This is a genomic window from Vibrio tapetis subsp. quintayensis, from assembly GCF_030409945.1.
In the GTDB taxonomy this organism is placed as follows: Bacteria; Pseudomonadota; Gammaproteobacteria; order Enterobacterales; family Vibrionaceae; genus Vibrio; species Vibrio quintayensis.
Genome location: NZ_JAUFQV010000043.1, coordinates 358,667 through 375,189 on the forward strand (window position 1 = coordinate 358,667; position 16,523 = coordinate 375,189).

A 16,523-nucleotide genomic window follows, 5' to 3' on the forward strand; every position below is an offset into this window, starting at 1 on the left:
CTATGTATGCTATCCCTTACCAAAATGATCGAATTGCTGGGCATTTTAGCAAAGCAGCTCAAATATTGTTTATTGAAGACGGGCATTTTCAGCTTATAGATAATCCCGCGGTGGCAAGTGTAACCTGTAGTGGCAAAAAATCCTTGGTGGCGTTACTGAAGCAGCAAAAAGTGACAAAACTTGTGGTTCGTAACATTGGCCAGCGAATGCTTGCGAAACTGTTTGAAGCCGATATTCGAGTTTTTCATGCTCCTGCGCGCATGCCTGTTGAACAGGTTCTGACATGTGAATTAAATGAGTTGACCGATATTTCGCAAGCACGTGAATCAATTAACGCTAAGTCTGGCGGTTGCGGTAAACATGTCGGGGGCTGTTCTCATACCAATCAGCAGGAATCATTGATAGAAGCTGCAGACAGATTGTGCACAATGATGGTTCGCTCTATCGGACCTAACAGTCAATATAAGAAATAGATAAGGAGCAAACAATGGCAACGTTACTGGTTACATTTGGCGTATTTCTATTGGTTATAACGATAATGGCCATCGGTGTTTTGATGGGAAGAAAATCGATCGCAGGGAGCTGCGGTGGGCTTAATAAAGTCGGAATAGAAAAGGAGTGCAATTGCGAAGTCACTTGCGACAGCCATCGTTTGTATCAGATCTCTGAACCTACCCAAAAAAGGACAAACTAGCACTGCTTTCGATGTCATTTGTTTATATTTTTCTGAGCTAACTAATAAAGATTAAGTTCATTTTGGTGCATAGCCTACGTCAATGCACCAAAGTGGCAATATTGTTAGCTAATTACATAATAAATAGACCAAAAAAGCGACTATAAAGATGGCGTGTAAATTGCTTTATTAGTTTTATATGGATTGTATAAAATGAATAAGGAATTACATGAACCTTACAGAAAATGAACGTCACTGGCTTCCCTGGTTTGGTAGTACAGGAAAATTGGCGATGAAACGTGCTTGCTACTTGAACCGAACCCGAACACAGGAGTTAGAGCAAAGTTTTAATAATATCGCCCAGACGAGGGTCGATTTATTACAAACTTGGGCAAGTAATCAATGGTCATTTTTGGAAAATGCCGCTCTGTACTTATCGAGTAAGATTGAAGAAGAGCGCGCCGAAACGTTAACGCTGTTAGCAGAGCGAGGTGTCGATTTTTCGGAGTTGTTTATCGTGGATCACCAAGGGCAAGTCCTGAGCTCCTCCCATTCATATCAACAAGGCAGCCAGCGTATTTCTGAGGTTGCGTTAGACGAGGGTTTAACCAAACCATATTTACACGGGCCATATATTGATCAGAGAACTCTTGATCTCGGAGCTTCCAGTTCTAAGTTTCATGATGCGGTTACCTTAATGTTTTACCAGCCATTTCATGACGAGAATGGCAACGGTGGATGTTTATGTGGCAGAGTTCCGAATGATGTGATCGGTGACATTATTCAGCGCGAGGCAGGGCACATTTATAGCGAATCTGGTGATAATTATATTTTTATGGTTAAAGCCGAGCACGACAAATCGACGTTAGCTGGTACCGCATTATCTCGTTCTCGCTTTGAAGACAATACGTTCTCTCACGGTGAAAACCTAAAACAAGGTGTTAATACCGATTATGGCGTCGTTAAAGTAAACCGACACACAGAATTTGAGATTCTATTTACCGACCCTGCCACCAACGAATTGCATCCGGGAGTAAGAGAAACCATCGCACACGGCAGCAACCTGTTTGTCGAATATCCGGGCTATTCAGATTATCGACATATTCCTGTTATCGGTAAAGGTGTAACGTTCCAATTACCCGGTTCACCTGATAAATGGGGAATGATGTGTGAATCAGATTTGGAAGAAGTGTATCGCCACAGAAGCTTATCTTACTCTTTAACAAAGCAGTTTGCTCTTAGTGCCACTATCATCAGTTTAGTCCCCATTTTTGTTACTCAATGGTTGGGCTTGTCTTTGTGGGTACAGGTTGGAATGGGTCTAAGTTTATCGTTAACGATTATTTTGATGTTTAGCCAGTTGTTGGCAAAACCATTAGCCAATCGAGTCAGGAACATGACGCAAGTGATGCAGACATTGGCTGAGGGAGACGGTAACCTAACTCAAAGACTAACGACAGAACACTTAAAACCGGATGAAATCGGAGGATTAGGTCGTTGGACAAACAGTTTCATCGATAACCTTGAAGGGGTGGTGTCAGAGCTGATATTTGCGAGTAAGGAAGTGAGCCGAGTTTCCGAGTCTATGTTTCGTAGGACTCAGCAATTATCGCAAGCAAGTACAGACACTGCATCGTCTATTCAAGACATGTTAGATTTGACCACCAAGCAGCAACAAGAGATCCACAATGCCAATGAGTCTGCCATTCACGTTGATGCTGTCATGCAAAGTGCGATGGAAAGTGCCGAAGGTGAGTTCAAACAGGCCTCTGAAAGTGCCACAAACATCAAGCAAATAGTAGAAGCATCAGCTCAAAGTGTGAATGACGTAAACGCCGAAATGGACAAGATTTCAGGTATTGTCACCATGATTTCAGAAATCACCGCTCAAACCAATTTACTGGCCTTGAACGCGGCAATCGAAGCTGCGAGAGCTGGTGAACATGGCCGGGGATTCTCCGTTGTCGCAGATGAGGTTCGGGTTCTCGCAAGCCGAACGTCGACAGCGGCGAATAGCATTGGTGACATGTTAGAAATGCTGCAACAGCAGTCCAAAACGGCGGTTAAGTATATGGAGAAGGGCATAGAAAACGTTGAGAACAATTCGGTCCTGGTGAATTCGGGTAAGCGCAGCGATGAAATGCACAGCTCTGTATCTCATCTGTTCGGTATTATCAACGACATTGCCAATAACAGCGCCCAGAACAGTAAAACGGCCGATACCGCTCAGTGTACTTCAGAACAGCTGACCCTCTCTTCACAACAGTTATCGCGAAGAACAACGTTAATGAAAAATGCGCTATTAAAGCTGGATCAGCTAGTCGGGAGATTCGACGTAAAGTCGGCGTGACCGAATAACACTGATGCTATGTAATGAGCCTACATCTGAAACGGGATGTAAGCGCATTGCATGGTTCATCTGTCATCTTTTGGTTCTTAAAAGAGTCGATAAATCATGGTGTTCATCGCGGTTAATTCGCGGGAGTGGCTATTCGAACTGAGATTAAGAAACCCTGCAATAAATAGCGTTATGCCAACTTCTCTAGCTGTGATATTGTCTGCCAATTATTGATATTAGACATTAGATAGCAGGTCGTAACCCATGCGCGCATTTGTATTAAGAGCCCGTTCAGCCCCAACAGACAGCGAACAATTCCTAGCCTCCGTAGGACAAGAAGCTCACGTAGAGATATTGGCTCACACCTTGATGAATACGATCTTTGTGGCACAGTCTCATCGTGACGATGTTATCGTTTATCTGGTACTCGAGAGTACCAAAGATTATTCCAGAACCATATGTTTCAAGCCAAGCGAAATCAGTAACTTTGGTGGGTTCCACGAGCAGGCTTTGCTCAAAAAAATTGCAGGAGCGTTAACGCTTTCTGTGGGTATGACCAAAGAGCAAACGCGTCAGGTTGAAGACGGTATTACGGTTCAAACCATTAGCTTCGAGAAGTTGATTCAAGAATTAGCGGAAGATTACAACATCTACATGATGGATAAAAAAGGCACTCATATTCGTGAGCAAGCGTTTGAAGGCGACTCGTGCTTTTTACTTACCGACCACATTCCAATGCCGAAAAAGAGCTTTAACAGTTTAAAACGCTTAGGAACACAAAAAATCAGCTTAGGCCCTAAGATGTTATTTGCCTCTCAATGCGTGGTTCTGATTCAAAATGAGTTGGATATGCGTGAGTAAGTAACCTCGTGATTAAAGATTTATAATGATGAAAAAGCCTTCATTGTCGTGAAGGCTTTTTTTGTGCGTGTCGTTCTTCGTTTTTTAATTAAGGGGTTAATAACGGCAAGATAGATACGAGCGTCAGAAGCCCTAATGAAACTGAAAATGCTCTTTTTTTTCTCGATGTGTCCAATTTTTGGCTAATTCCTCGACCTAGAAACGCCCAACTGGCATTGGCGATAAGCCCGAATAAGGTGAAAACGACAATAATCACCACGACTGAAAACCAATAGTCATTGGGAAGAGTATATCCACTGATTAAAGCCAGGCAGGCCATCCATGCCTTTATGTTGCCAACTTGAAAAAAAGAGGCTTGTATCAAAGTAAGAGGTGTCGCGGATCGGGATGTGCTATCGAACTGGCTAGTAAGCACCAGCTTCACCACTAACCAAAGCATATAACTGGCACCAAGGTATCGAAGTATTTGATGCCAAGTCGGGTGTTGTTGTAAGGCGACGGCAACACCGCTTGCACAGAGAAGCAGCAGACCAATAATGCCTAGTCTTATTCCAAGTAGGTGATAGACCGATTTCCGTACCCCAAATTGTGCTCCCGAACTCGCAAGTAGAAAGTTGTTCGGGCCCGGTGTAAAAGCGGTAACAAATGCGAGCAAACTCATCGCAGGTAAAATATCGAAGATAGTGTTCATGAAGATTCCTTGTTTTCTTACACCCTAACCAATTTCTTTTTGCTCTCTCTAGGCTTAATGCGTCACCATGACAATAATGTTGTTTGCTTTTTTTAAGTGCCTAGCTACTCTGTTATCTATATTCAATTGTATCCGTCAAGAGGGGCACAATGTTTAAACCAGAAATAGAAGGCCGAACTGGGCATAAGTACATTGCTTTGGCTGATGCTTTTGCTGAAGCGATCGAAAGCGGGGAATTAGAGGCCGGGAGCAAGCTACCCCCACAAAGGATTTTGTCATATAAAATTGGTGTTACAGTTGGCACGGTCACTCGAGCGTATCAGGAGTTGTTAAGGCGCGATTTGGTTGAACCAAAAGTTGGCAGTGGTACCTACGTAAAAGATCGTGAGAGCGAACATCATGGGTACTATTATCCCGTTGCACCGCGGGAGGGGATTGATATGGCCATATGCCGTCCTCTGTTGGTTAATCAACAAAGCCATTTCCACGACAGCCTATTGCAATTGGCGCAAGAGCCGATCGCACAGAATGCGGTGCTAGGTTATCACAGTGCAGCTGGGCTGCATGGGCATAGTCAAGTGTTACGCTCTTGGTTATCGGAGAAGTGGCTGCACGATATCGATAGCAGAAGGCTATGTTGGACCTACGGTGGGCAGCATGGATTGTCGGCGATATTACAAGGTATGACTCGGCCTTCAGATGTGGTTCTAGTTGAAGGTCTTTGTTACGCTGAATTTGTACATGCCTGCCAACAAAGTGAACGCAAAGTCGTACCGATTAAGCTTGATGAATATGGCGTCGTACCAGAAGATTTACATTTGCAGTGTCAGAGACACAGCCCGAAACTGTTGTATTTAACGGCTGCAGTTCAAAACCCTACCTGCGTGCAATTAAGTGATAGCCGACGCCTACAGGTCATTGAAATATGCCGAAGGTTTGGGGTGATGATCATAGAAGATGATGTGTTGTACTGTCCTCCAGAAAATAGAAAGTCGCCTTTGGTCGCCATCGCGCCAGACATCACTATCTATGTTGGCAGCTTTTCTAAGTATTTTTCTGGTGGTATCCGAGTTGGTTTTCTCATCTTTCCCTTGGCGCTGCAATTGGCATTGCAAAAGTCTTTGCGAGCAAGCTGTATGAATGTGAGCCCGTTGCTGGTGGACTTAGTCTGTCGTTGGTTATCGAATGGAGCAATGAATGCCGTTGATGAGGAGATTGCTCAGGAGTTAAAAGCGCGATATCGAATATTTGAAACGTTCTTTCCTAACCAAACACAACATGCAATTGCCGGGTTTAATGTATGGTTGGAGTTACCATCTCCCATTAACAGTGCGTCGTTTCGTAAAAAGCTGACAGAAGAGGGCGTACATGTTCGCGAGGCAGAGTTGTTTGCTGTCGGTCACCACAGGATTCCACCGTGCGTGAGGTTGTCTTTAACTGGGCCAACAAGCCGCAGTCAGCTCAAGGAAGGGTTAAGGATCATATACGATGCGATTCATTCTGATACAGCAGCCTGTTTAACTAAGTGATGTAATGGCTTCGGTTACCCCAATGTCAGGGCTACTTAAGATAGGAATGGCTTTAGTAAAATAGGTACTACAGCCAGCCATCGAAGCTTGAGCCAACACGATGATGTCGGCGTCTATAGGTATGGTGTTTAGATAGCGAGCAATGGACTGATGATATGTCGTCATATCGCCTTGTTCAAAATAGGCCCAAGCGTCCGGTATAACGGAGTGTGAAACAATAATGTTCTTATTTACCTTTGTCGCTGAATCTAAAATGAGACCTATGGTTGGATCTATGGTGCTTTGCAACGCAGCAGCCACCAAAATTTTATTGCCATCAAGTACTGCTTTATCTGCCATTGCTCGATCAATCCGTTTAACGATGGTGTTGTTTAAGCCGTCAAATTCTTCTGCAACGCCACCAATTGATGAGCAAGTACATACGACCATCCGAGCATTTTGACTAAGATTATTAATGGTGTTGAACATAGTTGACTTCAAATCATGGTCAATGCCCAGCTCAATGGCATGAGTTAACAATTCCGGCATAACACAATGACTAATATTTAGTGAGCTGCGCTTTTTCTTTACCAAAACGTCAAACGTATTAACGTGCACTTCACCGGTGTGTAAAAATGCGATATCAATACGTTTATTCGTTACGTTGCCCATAAATTCGCTACCTTTTGAAGTGGTGCCATAACAACCAATTTCTTCAGGCTATCACAATTTGACTGGTTCAACAGGCAGCTATGAGTCGTTGGAAATTGATTGTTTACCTCCTAGCGCACCTGTTTCGTCAACTGTTAATGTGAACTCAAATTTTGTGCGCTCTGAACTTGGCTGAGCTTCAACCAAATCAACGTCGCCACCGGCAACACAACGCACCATGTTATCAATGCGGATGCTGTCGCCTTGTGGGCCATGGCCTGTTGCCTGATGTTTAACTGTGCCGTTGGTCGGGTTATCGAAGTCATTGATTCCGTAGTCAGACGCACGACTAAAAGATAAAACGATTTGTCTTCGTCTGTGCGCGGTGATTTTGACCATATCCTTTGACCCGACCATCAATAAAATTCACGCCAAAGATGGCTTCATCGCCTTTAATAGTTGTTGACACGTATTTGGTACTGCTTAGGTACTGGCTATCAATCAGCCGTTCGCCCGCATCCATATCACCGGAATTGAAATCAAATTAGTCATCATTGAATCCTCTTTACTCCGCCATTAATCTTAGTTGATAGAGATACTATAAGAGTGAATTGCGGAGAAATTGTGGAGGAAATGAGGACTTTCTTTTAATCGAAAACTTTACATTTTATCAATGGCATCAATGGCATCAATGGCATCAATACAGCATTCGTCTTGCAAAAAACCGATGACGGACGCGAGTTTGTCGTATTCTGCAACGCAGTATAAGGTTCTTCCTTCTCTACGTTGGGTTATCAAGTTGGCTGAGACTAAACTTGAAATATGATGGGACAAGGTAGACCCTGGAATGTCCAATTGTTCTTGTATTCCACCAACAGCGATACCTTGGAACCCAGCTCGTACCACACTTTTGTAAATCATCAGCCTGGTTGGATGCCCTAACTCTTTTAGTGCTTTTGCTACTATTTCGATATCCATAAAACACCTCATCAAATTTATATTTCGATATTACTAGAAATAACTTGATCATGCCAGCGTTTAGGAATATATTTCGAAAATACTAGAATTATCGAATGGTGAGATTTATGTTTAATATTGACAGTAATATGGCTCAAGAGGCCCTTAACATGTTTGTGTTTTTGGCTGCGGAACTAACGGTGTTGTTCCTGCTCATTAGTTACTTAGTAGGCGTGCTTCAAGAGTATGTACCACCCGAAAAGATTCAGTCGATCTTAAGTGGTAAGAAAGGCCGAGGTTATATCATTGCCGGTTTCTTAGGGGCGATCACTCCGTTTTGTTCTTGTTCAACTATCCCATTTTTGAAAGGGTTACTTAGAGCAAAAGCTGGGTTTGGCACCATGATGGTGTTCTTGTTTGCAAGTCCATTACTTAACCCGATCATCATCGGTTTGTTTGCCGTGACATTTGGATTGAAAGTAACCGTTTTCTACTTTGCTATTGCCATGGGAGTCTCGGTGATCGCAGGTTATTCGCTCGAAAAGCTCGGCTTTGAAAAATACGTTAAAGAAGAGGCCTATATCGCGCCAGAACCTAAAGGATGTGGTTCTACATGCGGCGGTAACAAGCCACCAAAAAATAAGTGGAAACGAATTTGGGACACAACATGGACTGATTTCAAAAAAGTACTGCCATATTTGATGGGCGGCATCGCATTGGGCTCTTTGATTTACGGATTCATGCCAACAGAGTTTGTGGTGAAAGTCGCAAATGGTGACAATCCGTTTGCAGTCCCAGTTGCGGCGGTAATTGGTATCCCACTATATATCAGAGCTGAGGCGGTCATCCCGCTTAGTGCTGCGCTTGCCGCGAAGGGCATGGGGCTGGGGGCAGTCATGGCGTTAATCATTGGTAGTGCAGGGGCGAGCTTAACGGAAGTCGTTTTGCTTAAGTCTATTTTTAAGAACCAGATGATTGCCGCGTTTTTGTTTGTGATTCTTTCAATGGCGATTGGCGCGGGCTATTCATACGGTTGGCTGTTTGGCTAAGGATCATTTCTTAGCTACAAGCTACAAGCTATAAGCTATAAGCGATAACCCCGCGAGGGCAAGGTGTGGTCAGAGAGATTTGATCACACCTTGTTGCGTTGAGGCCTAGATTAATGGCACCCATCGCATGTGCCATCAGTGCGATCATATCAGTGTGTTTTAGCTTAGCATCACTTGTTATCATTGAGTTCCGAAAATGGCTACTTTGAGTTTATTTAGCGGTTACACTTAACGGACACTAGCAGAAATTGCACTGAATTAGGCGCGGTTATGGAAGATCAAAAAACGAAAATGAGCCAAGAGGAATGTCAACGAGCGAGGACAGCAAGAGATGCTCGTTTTGATGGTAAGTTTTATGTCGCGGTCAAAACAACGAAGATCTTTTGTCGCCCTATCTGCCCAGCAAATCTTCCGTTGGAGAAGAATGTTGAGTATTTTCATGATAAAGCTCAGGCGCTGCAGTCGGGTTATCGACCATGCTTACGTTGCAGACCAGACAGTGCCCCAAGTTCTTGGGCATGGAAAGGCACGGAGGTCTCCTTTCAACGTGCAGTAACGATGATAGAGCAGGGTGATCTACAAAATACGACACTCGTACTTTTGGCTGAAAGGTTAGGCATTACCGATCGTTACCTACGCCAGCTATTCGATAAATACATGGGTATGTCACCAAAGCAATATGCTCAGTATCACCAACTGATGTTTGCCAAGCAGCTACTCCATAATAGTAGTATGACGATAACTGACATCGCATTTGCTAGTGGTTTTAATAGCGTTCGACGCTTTAACGATGCGTTCAAAACGATTTTGCGCCTTTCACCAAGTCAGATACGAAAAACACACACCAGTGAGCATAAAACCAATCAAATCCAGTTGGCTTTTCAAACACCGCTGAATTGGCAGCACATGTTAGGTTTTTATCGGTTAAGGGCAATTCACACTGTCGAGCTGGTAGAAGAAAACAGTTATCAACGCAGCTTTACACTCAATGGGACATCAGGGTGGTTTAAAGCAAGCTTAGCAACAGAAAACGCACTAACGATAGAGTTTGATATAGCAGACCCGTCACAGTTAAAAGCGCTTGTGGTGCGACTAAGAAGAATGTTTGACCTAGACGCTAACGTACTGGATATTGAAGCCCAGTTAAGTAAACTCGCCCCGGACTTGATTGTAGAGTCAGGAATTCGAATCCCTGGCCTTTGGAATGAATGGGAAGCAGGAGTGAGGGCGATTCTAGGCCAACAAGTGTCAGTAAAAGCAGCAATTAATCAACTGAATGTATTGGTGGATCAATGTGGCGAGCAAGTTGGTGGCAAAACGGTGTTCCCTAGCCCTGTAACGGTATCCGAAATGGATTTATCTTTCTTAAGAATGCCTCAAAGCCGTAAAGACACGCTGGCGCGATTCGCCCGATTCATGCTTGAGAACCCGCAAGCTCCCGCAAGTGATTGGATAGCGCTAAAAGGCATCGGTCCGTGGACGATAAACTACGCGCAAATGCGTGGCTCATCTCAACCGGATCTCTTTTTAGATAATGATCTGGTGGTAAAAAAAGCAATCACCAAGTGGCCCGAGCTAAACAAATCGGATGTCGCACCATGGGGAAGCTATGCGACGTTGCATTGCTGGAACAATAGCTGAGTGGCTCAGTGATACGAGTCAAACAACCTATAGCTTATGTTCTATTCCTAATGAGTATAAGCTGGAAGTGGATACAAAAGTTTACAACGCAGACACACTAATTACATAAATATCAATATATTATAATGCTCTTGATGATCATTATCATATGCTTGTGTTAAGATCCATGCGAGTCCCTAGATTACAAAGCATGATATTTCTTTTAATGAAAAACATTCCTCTAAAGCTATTTATAATCATTCCTTTTGCTGTTTTGTTTGTGATAGCTGGTGTCACTTCTTACTCATTTTCGACTCTTGCTATCTCTTATACCGCAGACAAAGTAGGTGAAGAGCATATCCAAGAAGTCGAGAAACGAATGATCACTTACCTTAAAGACTATCTCAAACCACTTACTGCGCTCGTTACCATTAACCAACGTGCATTTGCAGATGGGCGGCTAGCGCTTAACGATCTTTATCCAGTAGCAAATCGATTTCATGATCAAGCATTGGCCAACTCTCATCTAACTTTCATTTCAGTTGCTACTACTGATGGCCGTTATGTTGCTTCGGTTCAAGACCCGTTTACAAAAGAAGAAAACATTACGCTCTCTGCCAACTTCGTCGAAAAGCCTCTATCGTTGGCTGGTTATGCGTTTGACCCTTACAAAGTGATTGGTAAGCGTGAATCTGAACACTTTTCTTACGACCCTAGGACTCGCCCCTTTTATATAGATGCGATTAATAAAGGTGGGTTAGTGCTCAGTGATATTCACACTTATCATGGGTATAAAACACATGGGATCAGCCTTTCGGCCCCTATTATTGATTCGAAAGGCAACATTCTTGGCGTAACCGCAGCCAGTATTGCACTGAATCAGTTAGACGAATTTTTAAGTTCGCTGGACATTGTTTCTGGTGCAATCGTCTACTTTGCAGATGAGAATGGTGATGTAATTGCGACTTCGGTATCAACTTCATTAGCAAAAATCAACAAAGATGGGCAGTCAGAGGATGCGGTTAATGGAGGGTTAACGAGGGTTTCGCTTGCCAACCATGAGCACCCTGCTCTTAAAGAAGCGAGTAAAGGTTTAAATGACAATACGAGTATATTAACGGTTGGCGATACCGACTACTATTTTAGTGTTGAAACGATTCAATTAGACAACGAGCGAACGTGGTCGTTGGGTATTCTTATACCTAAAAAGTATCACCTAACAACGATCGACGATTTTTATTTATATACCGTTATTTCCATCCTGTTTATGCTAATTGTCATTATCATTATTGGTACGATTATTTCGAGAAATATAGCTAAGCCTGTTCAAGTGTTGAATGATGCGATCAAAAGCCAAGATCTCAAAAGCGTTCAATTGATACAAAACCCTATTAGTAATATTAGTGAATTGAACTCCTTGAGTGTTGAGATGAAAAGCATGTCTTACAACTTATCTGATTTAGTTGAAAATCTAGAAAGCAAAGTCGCTGAACGTACACATCACCTAGCAAGTGAAAACAATAATCTTCATGAAAAAGCAATCACGGATGAATTAACAGGTCTAACAAATCGTCGAGGTTTCAACCGACAAATGGAAGACGACATCAAGTTGGCAAACCAACGTTGTGCTAACTTGATTTTAGTTGTCTGCGACATCGACTATTTTAAACAGATTAATGATAAGTTCGGCCATGATGAAGGGGATAGAGTGCTACAAGATGTGGCTAAGATACTTGACGCCATATGTGGCCAAAGTGCTAACGCAATCAGTCGTTTTGGCGGCGAGGAATTTGCTGTCATTTATACTGACTTCGACAATGATGAGTGCATCCGAACCTTGTCAAATGTTCAAGATGAGTTAAAAATACTCTTTGCTAAAAGAGCATACGACATTACGTTGAGTTTTGGTGTTTGTGAAATCTACCCAACGGACAAAACCAGTGCTAAGCACGTGTTCAAATTGGCTGATACCAAGCTTTATCAAGCAAAAAGAACAGGACGTAATAAAATCGTCTATTTTGGGGACTAGAACTTCGAAACACCTACCATGAGTTCCGTTTTTGGCTAGTTTAAGTGGTATGAATAGGTAAACTGAAGCTTCAATCAAGCAAAATAGTCGAATATCAGAGTATTAAAATATGACCTTTTATGATGAATACCAATCGCCAATGGGGCGAGTTACTATTCAAGTAAACGATGATGGCCTGTTAGGGGTTTGGTTTGATATCCACACGACCAAACCCGATGATTTGGGTGAGAGAAAAGTCGACCATCCACTCATCGACCAAACAAGGCTGCAACTAGCCGAGTACTTTGCAGGCGCAAGGCGAAGCTTTAGTTTACCTCTGGCGGCAACGGGTACAGCGTTTCAACAGAGTGTATGGCAAGCTTTAACGACCATTCCATATGGTGAAACATGGTGCTATCAAGATCTTGCTAATGCCATCGACAATCCAAAAGCAGTGAGAGCGGTGGGGCTTGCGAATGGTAAAAACCCGATTTCCATTATTGTTCCTTGTCACCGAGTGATTGGTAAAAGCGGAAAATTGACCGGTTATGCTGGTGGTGTTGACACGAAAAGGAAACTACTGGATCTTGAGCGCGCTTAGTTGGCAGGTATGAATGGAAAAAAAGTTCGACGCAAATAAATTACGCCGAACTTAGTGATTTAAGTTATGAGCTGACTAACAACCGTGGTTCATCAAGAAGCTAAAATCATCGCCTTCGTTAAAGTATTTAGATTCCTGTTGGTGTCTGAACAGTTTTAGAGGCGCTTTGTTTGCGCTGTGGTAAGTAAGCGTGTCGCCAATCACTTGCAGCATCGTTCCTTCTGGGATGCCAACAACAACCTCATGTGGGTTTACTACCAAGAACTCTTCAATACGTTCATCACGCGTTTCACCCATATGGCCAGAAATATTAGCCTCAATATAGTGTGGGTTAATTTGGAATGGCACTAAGTTTAACGCTGGCAAGATAGCTGCGGTAACAATCGGCATGTCGTTGGTGGTACGTATTGTTGGAGTGCCGATGTTGGTACCTGCGCTCCAGCCAATGTACAGCTTGTTATCATTTAAGACAGCTTGGCGAATAGGGCGAATAAGCCCCAAGTCGTGAAGTGTCTTATTAAGCACCCACGTATTACCACCGCTTACTAGAATGCCATCAGCTTCTTCAATTGCTTTTACAGGATCATCAGCTTGGTGGATGCCCACAACTTCACACCCGTACGGAGAAAGTACTTCATTAAGCGCATCAACACGCTCGTTGTAGTCTCCTCGGATCATCGCGTAAGGAACGAAAACAAATTTTTTGGCGCCAGTACGCTTAACGGTTTCTTCGATCCACTCCAAACCGTATTCGAGAATTTTTTGGTTTCCAGGCAATTTACCATTGCTAAATAACATGACGTTCATAAATTGAGCTCCTACTACTTAAAGGGGCACGTGCTAAACACTCGTGCTGCTTGAATTTGAATTAGGCAAATCTTTCGTGTGTAATTTGTATCACATCCTTAACGACAGCGCTTGCGGCTTTGAGAGATTCTACTGGTAAATATTCATAAACGGAGTGGAAGTTATGAGCGCCAGTGAATAGGTTGGGGCATGGTAAACCTTTTTGTGACAACACAGCTCCATCATATCCGCCGCGCATAGGGAGTGCTTTCATTTCAATGTTGTTTCTTTGGTAAGCATGTTTGGCAATTTCTATTGGGAACGCAGCTTCGCCTTGTAAACTATTTGCGACGTTTTCATAACGATCAGATAGGTCTATTTCAATGGTGTTATCACCCCATATTTGACTGCAACTAGTGGTTAAGTCTTGTAGAAATTGCATTCTCTGACGGTACCCTGATTGTGAAAAATCACGGATATCGAGTTTTAACACCGTTTTAGCACTGTTACCACTTTGCTCTTTTACCCAGTAATAACCTTCTGTTCCTTCAGTATATTGAGGAGCTTCACCTGCAGGTAGCATGGATATAAACTGGTGGGCCATGAGCAGGGAGTTCTTTAATTTCCCCTTGGCTGACATCGGATGGGCTGATTGTCCGGTAAAAGTGATCACAGCGTTACCCGCATTCCAGTTTTCGTGGACGAACTCCCCAATGCCGCAACAATCTAACGTATAACCGAAGTCGGCTCCAAAGCTCGTTATATCAAAAGCTTTGGCGCCACGAAGCCCTTGCTCTTCGTCGGGAAGAAAAGCCACTTTAACAGGGCCATGCTTTATTTCTGGATGAGAAATCAAATGTTGTAGCGCATCTATAATGGCGGCAATAGCCGCTTTGTCGTCAGCCCCTAAAAGGCTCGTGCCATCTGTTACAATAATATCTTGCTTGTGATATTGCGATAACTCAGGAAATTCTTTATTCGTGAGGTAGAGAGACAGATCCGAGTTTAAACAAATATCCTGTCCATCGTAGTGAACAATGTGGGCTTTAGTATCAGCAGGTTGCTCTGCGCTGGTATCCAGATGAGCAAAAAAGGACACTGTTGGAATCGCTTCATCGCAGTTTGCGGGCAACGTTGCAGTAAGTATCGCAGTGTCACGTAAATTAATATCCACCAGGCCAAGGGTTTCAAGCTCTTGTACCAATTGGGTTGCTAATACCATCTGGCCTGCAGAAGAAGGCATGATGCCCGCTGCGCCATTTTCTCTGTTGGTCGTCGTGTTAATTTTGGTATAACTGATAAAACGTTCAACGATGTCCATAATGATTCCTATGAGTTCGATTAAAAGCGGAGATCGAAATACCCCCGCTTGATTCACCTTATATAACGTCCTATATGAGCAACTGAGAACCGATTAACACAGTTAATAAACCACCTATCATCGGAATGGCTGTACGTTTTGCCAATTCAATCGGTGAGACATTAGCAACACCAGCACAGGCAATAATAACTCCGGCAACAGGTGACGCTGAGCGCATAAGGCCAGATGCCAATTGCATAGGTAGTGCTACGGCAGCGGCAGACGCGCCGACTTGTGCAGCTACGTCCGGAGCAAGGTTCGAGAAACTAAAGAACGATGCGTTTCCAGAACCAGATAATAACGTGACCAGCATAATGATGAGTACCAACACAATGACCATCGCTAAGTAGCCAAACCCGGCACTAGAGGCGGAATTAAGCAACATACCAATAAAACCAATTGAGCTAAGGCCTGTAACAAACACTTTTGCTGAAATAATAAGGCTAACTACACTTGAGAATACTGCTCCCATACCTTCTAAATATACTTTTAATGATGCTGCTACTTTTTTGCCGTCGCGGGTGAAAATGTAGTCGCAAAGCATCGAAATAAATAGAGCAATGAACATTGCAGTAACTACATTCATTTTGATACTTGTAATAGCGAACTTACTAAAGGTTAGTAATAGCATGAGAGGCAAAACAGGGAGTATTGCAAACCATTTTGGAGCTTGACGTTGCTCTTTAGTTTCTATACTAAACTCATGGGTAATGCCTTTCTCTGCGTCTTTTTTATCAAAGTAGCGTTGGCAAACAAAATGCAAAGCCGCGATGACAAACATGGCTGTCAGGGCAACGGGTAATTGATAGCTAACAAAATAAGTGGCGACATCAATACCTGAAACTTCAGCCGCCTTATTTGCTGCTGATGATGCAGGGCCTAAATCTAAACAACCTGTAGTGGCAACTACTGCTGCCGCTGCTGCTGGGTTACAACCAACGCCCACAAGTACCGGGTACATTGCAACCAATAACAATAGAGCCAGACCAGTAGCACTAGGAATAAAGACATTAATCAGTTGACCGATGATGTAAGCCATCGCGAGAACTAAGTAAGGGTTTTTGATCTTTGAAAGAGGCTTAGTAGCGATTTGAACCATGGCATTGGCAGCACCAATGTGACTCATGTATTTGGAAAACCCACCAACGGCCATAATAATAAGGCCAAGCTTAGCAAGGGTAGATGATGAGATAACTTTGATGACCTCAAAGAAATCTACAATAACAGAACCAGTGTGCGTGCCGCCTTTCGGCATAAAATCAGGGTTACCATTAATGACGCCGATTGCGATCATTAGTAAACCGGATAGTAATAGAACGGCTTGAGTATTGTATTTTTTTATTATGAAATATCCAACAGATAAAATAATAGGTATCGCTAAAAATGTAACCATTTTAAACCTCTTAAATGACTCGTTAAT

The 16,523-nt window shown here is 43.1% G+C and carries 17 protein-coding genes; 9 read left to right on the forward strand and 8 right to left on the reverse strand.

Annotated features, from left to right (window positions below):
* The first annotated feature begins 2 nt into the window (after nt 1-2).
* The 4 genes from QWZ04_RS22535 (at nt 3) to trmY (ending at nt 3,872) form a co-directional block, all read left to right on the forward strand.
* Nucleotides 3-473: a NifB/NifX family molybdenum-iron cluster-binding protein gene (locus QWZ04_RS22535; protein WP_290330532.1), complete on the forward strand. Its 471-nt coding sequence runs from the start codon at nt 3-5 to the stop codon at nt 471-473.
* A 14-nt stretch (nt 474-487) separates the two neighbouring features.
* On the forward strand, nt 488-694 hold the full coding sequence (gene nqrM / locus QWZ04_RS22540; RefSeq protein ID WP_290330535.1) for a (Na+)-NQR maturation NqrM: 207 nt from the start codon (nt 488-490) through the stop codon (nt 692-694).
* A gap of 208 nt (nt 695-902) precedes the next feature.
* Nucleotides 903-3,023, forward strand: coding sequence for a methyl-accepting chemotaxis protein (locus QWZ04_RS22545; RefSeq protein ID WP_290330536.1), 2,121 nt, complete (start codon nt 903-905; stop codon nt 3,021-3,023).
* Nucleotides 3,024-3,275: 252 nt separating this feature from the next.
* On the forward strand, nt 3,276-3,872 hold the full coding sequence (gene trmY / locus QWZ04_RS22550; protein WP_102525136.1) for a tRNA (pseudouridine(54)-N(1))-methyltransferase TrmY: 597 nt from the start codon (nt 3,276-3,278) through the stop codon (nt 3,870-3,872).
* A gap of 88 nt (nt 3,873-3,960) precedes the next feature.
* Here trmY and QWZ04_RS22555 read toward each other — a convergent pair whose 3' ends face one another.
* On the reverse strand, nt 3,961-4,563 hold the full coding sequence (locus QWZ04_RS22555; protein WP_290330537.1) for a LysE family translocator: 603 nt from the start codon (nt 4,561-4,563) through the stop codon (nt 3,961-3,963).
* Nucleotides 4,564-4,712: 149 nt separating this feature from the next.
* On the opposite strand from QWZ04_RS22555, the gene QWZ04_RS22560 reads away from it, so the two are divergent.
* Nucleotides 4,713-6,092 carry an aminotransferase-like domain-containing protein gene (locus QWZ04_RS22560; protein ID WP_290330538.1) on the forward strand — a complete coding sequence of 460 codons (1,380 nt, stop codon included), beginning with the start codon at nt 4,713-4,715 and terminating at the stop codon, nt 6,090-6,092.
* On the opposite strand, the gene QWZ04_RS22565 is transcribed toward QWZ04_RS22560, so the two are convergent.
* The 3 genes from QWZ04_RS22565 to QWZ04_RS22575 all read right to left on the reverse strand — a co-directional run bounded on the left by QWZ04_RS22565 (nt 6,081) and on the right by QWZ04_RS22575 (nt 7,700).
* Nucleotides 6,081-6,743, reverse strand: coding sequence for a hypothetical protein (locus QWZ04_RS22565; protein ID WP_290330539.1), 663 nt, complete (start codon nt 6,741-6,743; stop codon nt 6,081-6,083). The two genes, QWZ04_RS22560 and QWZ04_RS22565, sit on opposite strands and share 12 nt — an antisense overlap.
* A 78-nt stretch (nt 6,744-6,821) precedes the next feature.
* Nucleotides 6,822-7,121, reverse strand: a complete 300-nt coding sequence (locus QWZ04_RS22570; RefSeq protein ID WP_290330540.1) for a hypothetical protein — start codon at nt 7,119-7,121, stop codon at nt 6,822-6,824.
* 261 nt (nt 7,122-7,382) lie between these two features.
* Nucleotides 7,383-7,700: an ArsR/SmtB family transcription factor gene (locus QWZ04_RS22575; RefSeq protein WP_290330541.1), complete on the reverse strand. Its 318-nt coding sequence runs from the start codon at nt 7,698-7,700 to the stop codon at nt 7,383-7,385.
* A gap of 107 nt (nt 7,701-7,807) precedes the next feature.
* Between QWZ04_RS22575 and QWZ04_RS22580 the strand changes: the two genes are divergently transcribed.
* A complete protein-coding gene (locus QWZ04_RS22580) occupies nt 7,808-8,728 on the forward strand; it encodes a permease (protein ID WP_290330543.1) in 921 nt (306 codons plus the stop codon).
* A 28-nt stretch (nt 8,729-8,756) separates the two neighbouring features.
* On the opposite strand, the gene QWZ04_RS22585 is transcribed toward QWZ04_RS22580, so the two are convergent.
* Nucleotides 8,757-8,912, reverse strand: coding sequence for a hypothetical protein (locus QWZ04_RS22585; RefSeq protein WP_290330544.1), 156 nt, complete (start codon nt 8,910-8,912; stop codon nt 8,757-8,759).
* 86 nt (nt 8,913-8,998) lie between these two features.
* On the opposite strand from QWZ04_RS22585, the gene QWZ04_RS22590 reads away from it, so the two are divergent.
* From QWZ04_RS22590 to QWZ04_RS22600, 3 genes are all read left to right on the forward strand, one after another.
* Nucleotides 8,999-10,369 (forward strand): DNA-3-methyladenine glycosylase 2 family protein, encoded by a 1,371-nt coding sequence (locus tag QWZ04_RS22590; RefSeq protein WP_290330545.1) that lies wholly within the window; start codon nt 8,999-9,001, stop codon nt 10,367-10,369.
* 205 nt (nt 10,370-10,574) lie between these two features.
* Nucleotides 10,575-12,377, forward strand: coding sequence for a sensor domain-containing diguanylate cyclase (locus QWZ04_RS22595; RefSeq protein ID WP_290330546.1), 1,803 nt, complete (start codon nt 10,575-10,577; stop codon nt 12,375-12,377).
* A gap of 109 nt (nt 12,378-12,486) precedes the next feature.
* Entirely contained in the window at nt 12,487-12,957 is a 471-nt protein-coding gene (locus tag QWZ04_RS22600) for a methylated-DNA--[protein]-cysteine S-methyltransferase (protein ID WP_290330547.1), read from the forward strand.
* Nucleotides 12,958-13,032: 75 nt separating this feature from the next.
* Here QWZ04_RS22600 and pepE read toward each other — a convergent pair whose 3' ends face one another.
* The 3 genes from pepE to dcuC all read right to left on the reverse strand — a co-directional run bounded on the left by pepE (nt 13,033) and on the right by dcuC (nt 16,496).
* Nucleotides 13,033-13,764, reverse strand: a complete 732-nt coding sequence (gene pepE, locus QWZ04_RS22605; protein WP_290330548.1) for a dipeptidase PepE — start codon at nt 13,762-13,764, stop codon at nt 13,033-13,035.
* A gap of 61 nt (nt 13,765-13,825) precedes the next feature.
* Nucleotides 13,826-15,064 carry a peptidase T gene (gene pepT / locus QWZ04_RS22610; RefSeq protein ID WP_290330549.1) on the reverse strand — a complete coding sequence of 413 codons (1,239 nt, stop codon included), beginning with the start codon at nt 15,062-15,064 and terminating at the stop codon, nt 13,826-13,828.
* A gap of 70 nt (nt 15,065-15,134) precedes the next feature.
* Complete coding sequence (gene dcuC, locus QWZ04_RS22615; protein ID WP_290330550.1) at nt 15,135-16,496, reverse strand: C4-dicarboxylate transporter DcuC; 1,362 nt, start codon at nt 16,494-16,496, stop codon at nt 15,135-15,137.
* Nucleotides 16,497-16,523: the final 27 nt, after the last annotated feature.

Bases quoted from the DNA above. Each gene is read 5' to 3' on its own strand.
- QWZ04_RS22535 (WP_290330532.1), top strand. From the start codon at position 3: ATGTATGCTATCCCTTACCAAAATGATCGAATTGCTGGGCATTTTAGC.
- nqrM (WP_290330535.1), top strand. From the start codon at position 488: ATGGCAACGTTACTGGTTACATTTGGCGTATTTCTATTGGTTATAACG.
- QWZ04_RS22545 (WP_290330536.1), top strand. From the start codon at position 903: ATGAACCTTACAGAAAATGAACGTCACTGGCTTCCCTGGTTTGGTAGT.
- trmY (WP_102525136.1), top strand. From the start codon at position 3,276: ATGCGCGCATTTGTATTAAGAGCCCGTTCAGCCCCAACAGACAGCGAA.
- QWZ04_RS22555 (WP_290330537.1), bottom strand. From the start codon at position 4,563: ATGAACACTATCTTCGATATTTTACCTGCGATGAGTTTGCTCGCATTT.
- QWZ04_RS22560 (WP_290330538.1), top strand. From the start codon at position 4,713: ATGTTTAAACCAGAAATAGAAGGCCGAACTGGGCATAAGTACATTGCT.
- QWZ04_RS22565 (WP_290330539.1), bottom strand. From the start codon at position 6,743: ATGGGCAACGTAACGAATAAACGTATTGATATCGCATTTTTACACACC.
- QWZ04_RS22570 (WP_290330540.1), bottom strand. From the start codon at position 7,121: ATGGTCAAAATCACCGCGCACAGACGAAGACAAATCGTTTTATCTTTT.
- QWZ04_RS22575 (WP_290330541.1), bottom strand. From the start codon at position 7,700: ATGGATATCGAAATAGTAGCAAAAGCACTAAAAGAGTTAGGGCATCCA.
- QWZ04_RS22580 (WP_290330543.1), top strand. From the start codon at position 7,808: ATGTTTAATATTGACAGTAATATGGCTCAAGAGGCCCTTAACATGTTT.
- QWZ04_RS22585 (WP_290330544.1), bottom strand. From the start codon at position 8,912: ATGATAACAAGTGATGCTAAGCTAAAACACACTGATATGATCGCACTG.
- QWZ04_RS22590 (WP_290330545.1), top strand. From the start codon at position 8,999: ATGGAAGATCAAAAAACGAAAATGAGCCAAGAGGAATGTCAACGAGCG.
- QWZ04_RS22595 (WP_290330546.1), top strand. From the start codon at position 10,575: ATGAAAAACATTCCTCTAAAGCTATTTATAATCATTCCTTTTGCTGTT.
- QWZ04_RS22600 (WP_290330547.1), top strand. From the start codon at position 12,487: ATGACCTTTTATGATGAATACCAATCGCCAATGGGGCGAGTTACTATT.
- pepE (WP_290330548.1), bottom strand. From the start codon at position 13,764: ATGAACGTCATGTTATTTAGCAATGGTAAATTGCCTGGAAACCAAAAA.
- pepT (WP_290330549.1), bottom strand. From the start codon at position 15,064: ATGGACATCGTTGAACGTTTTATCAGTTATACCAAAATTAACACGACG.
- dcuC (WP_290330550.1), bottom strand. From the start codon at position 16,496: ATGGTTACATTTTTAGCGATACCTATTATTTTATCTGTTGGATATTTC.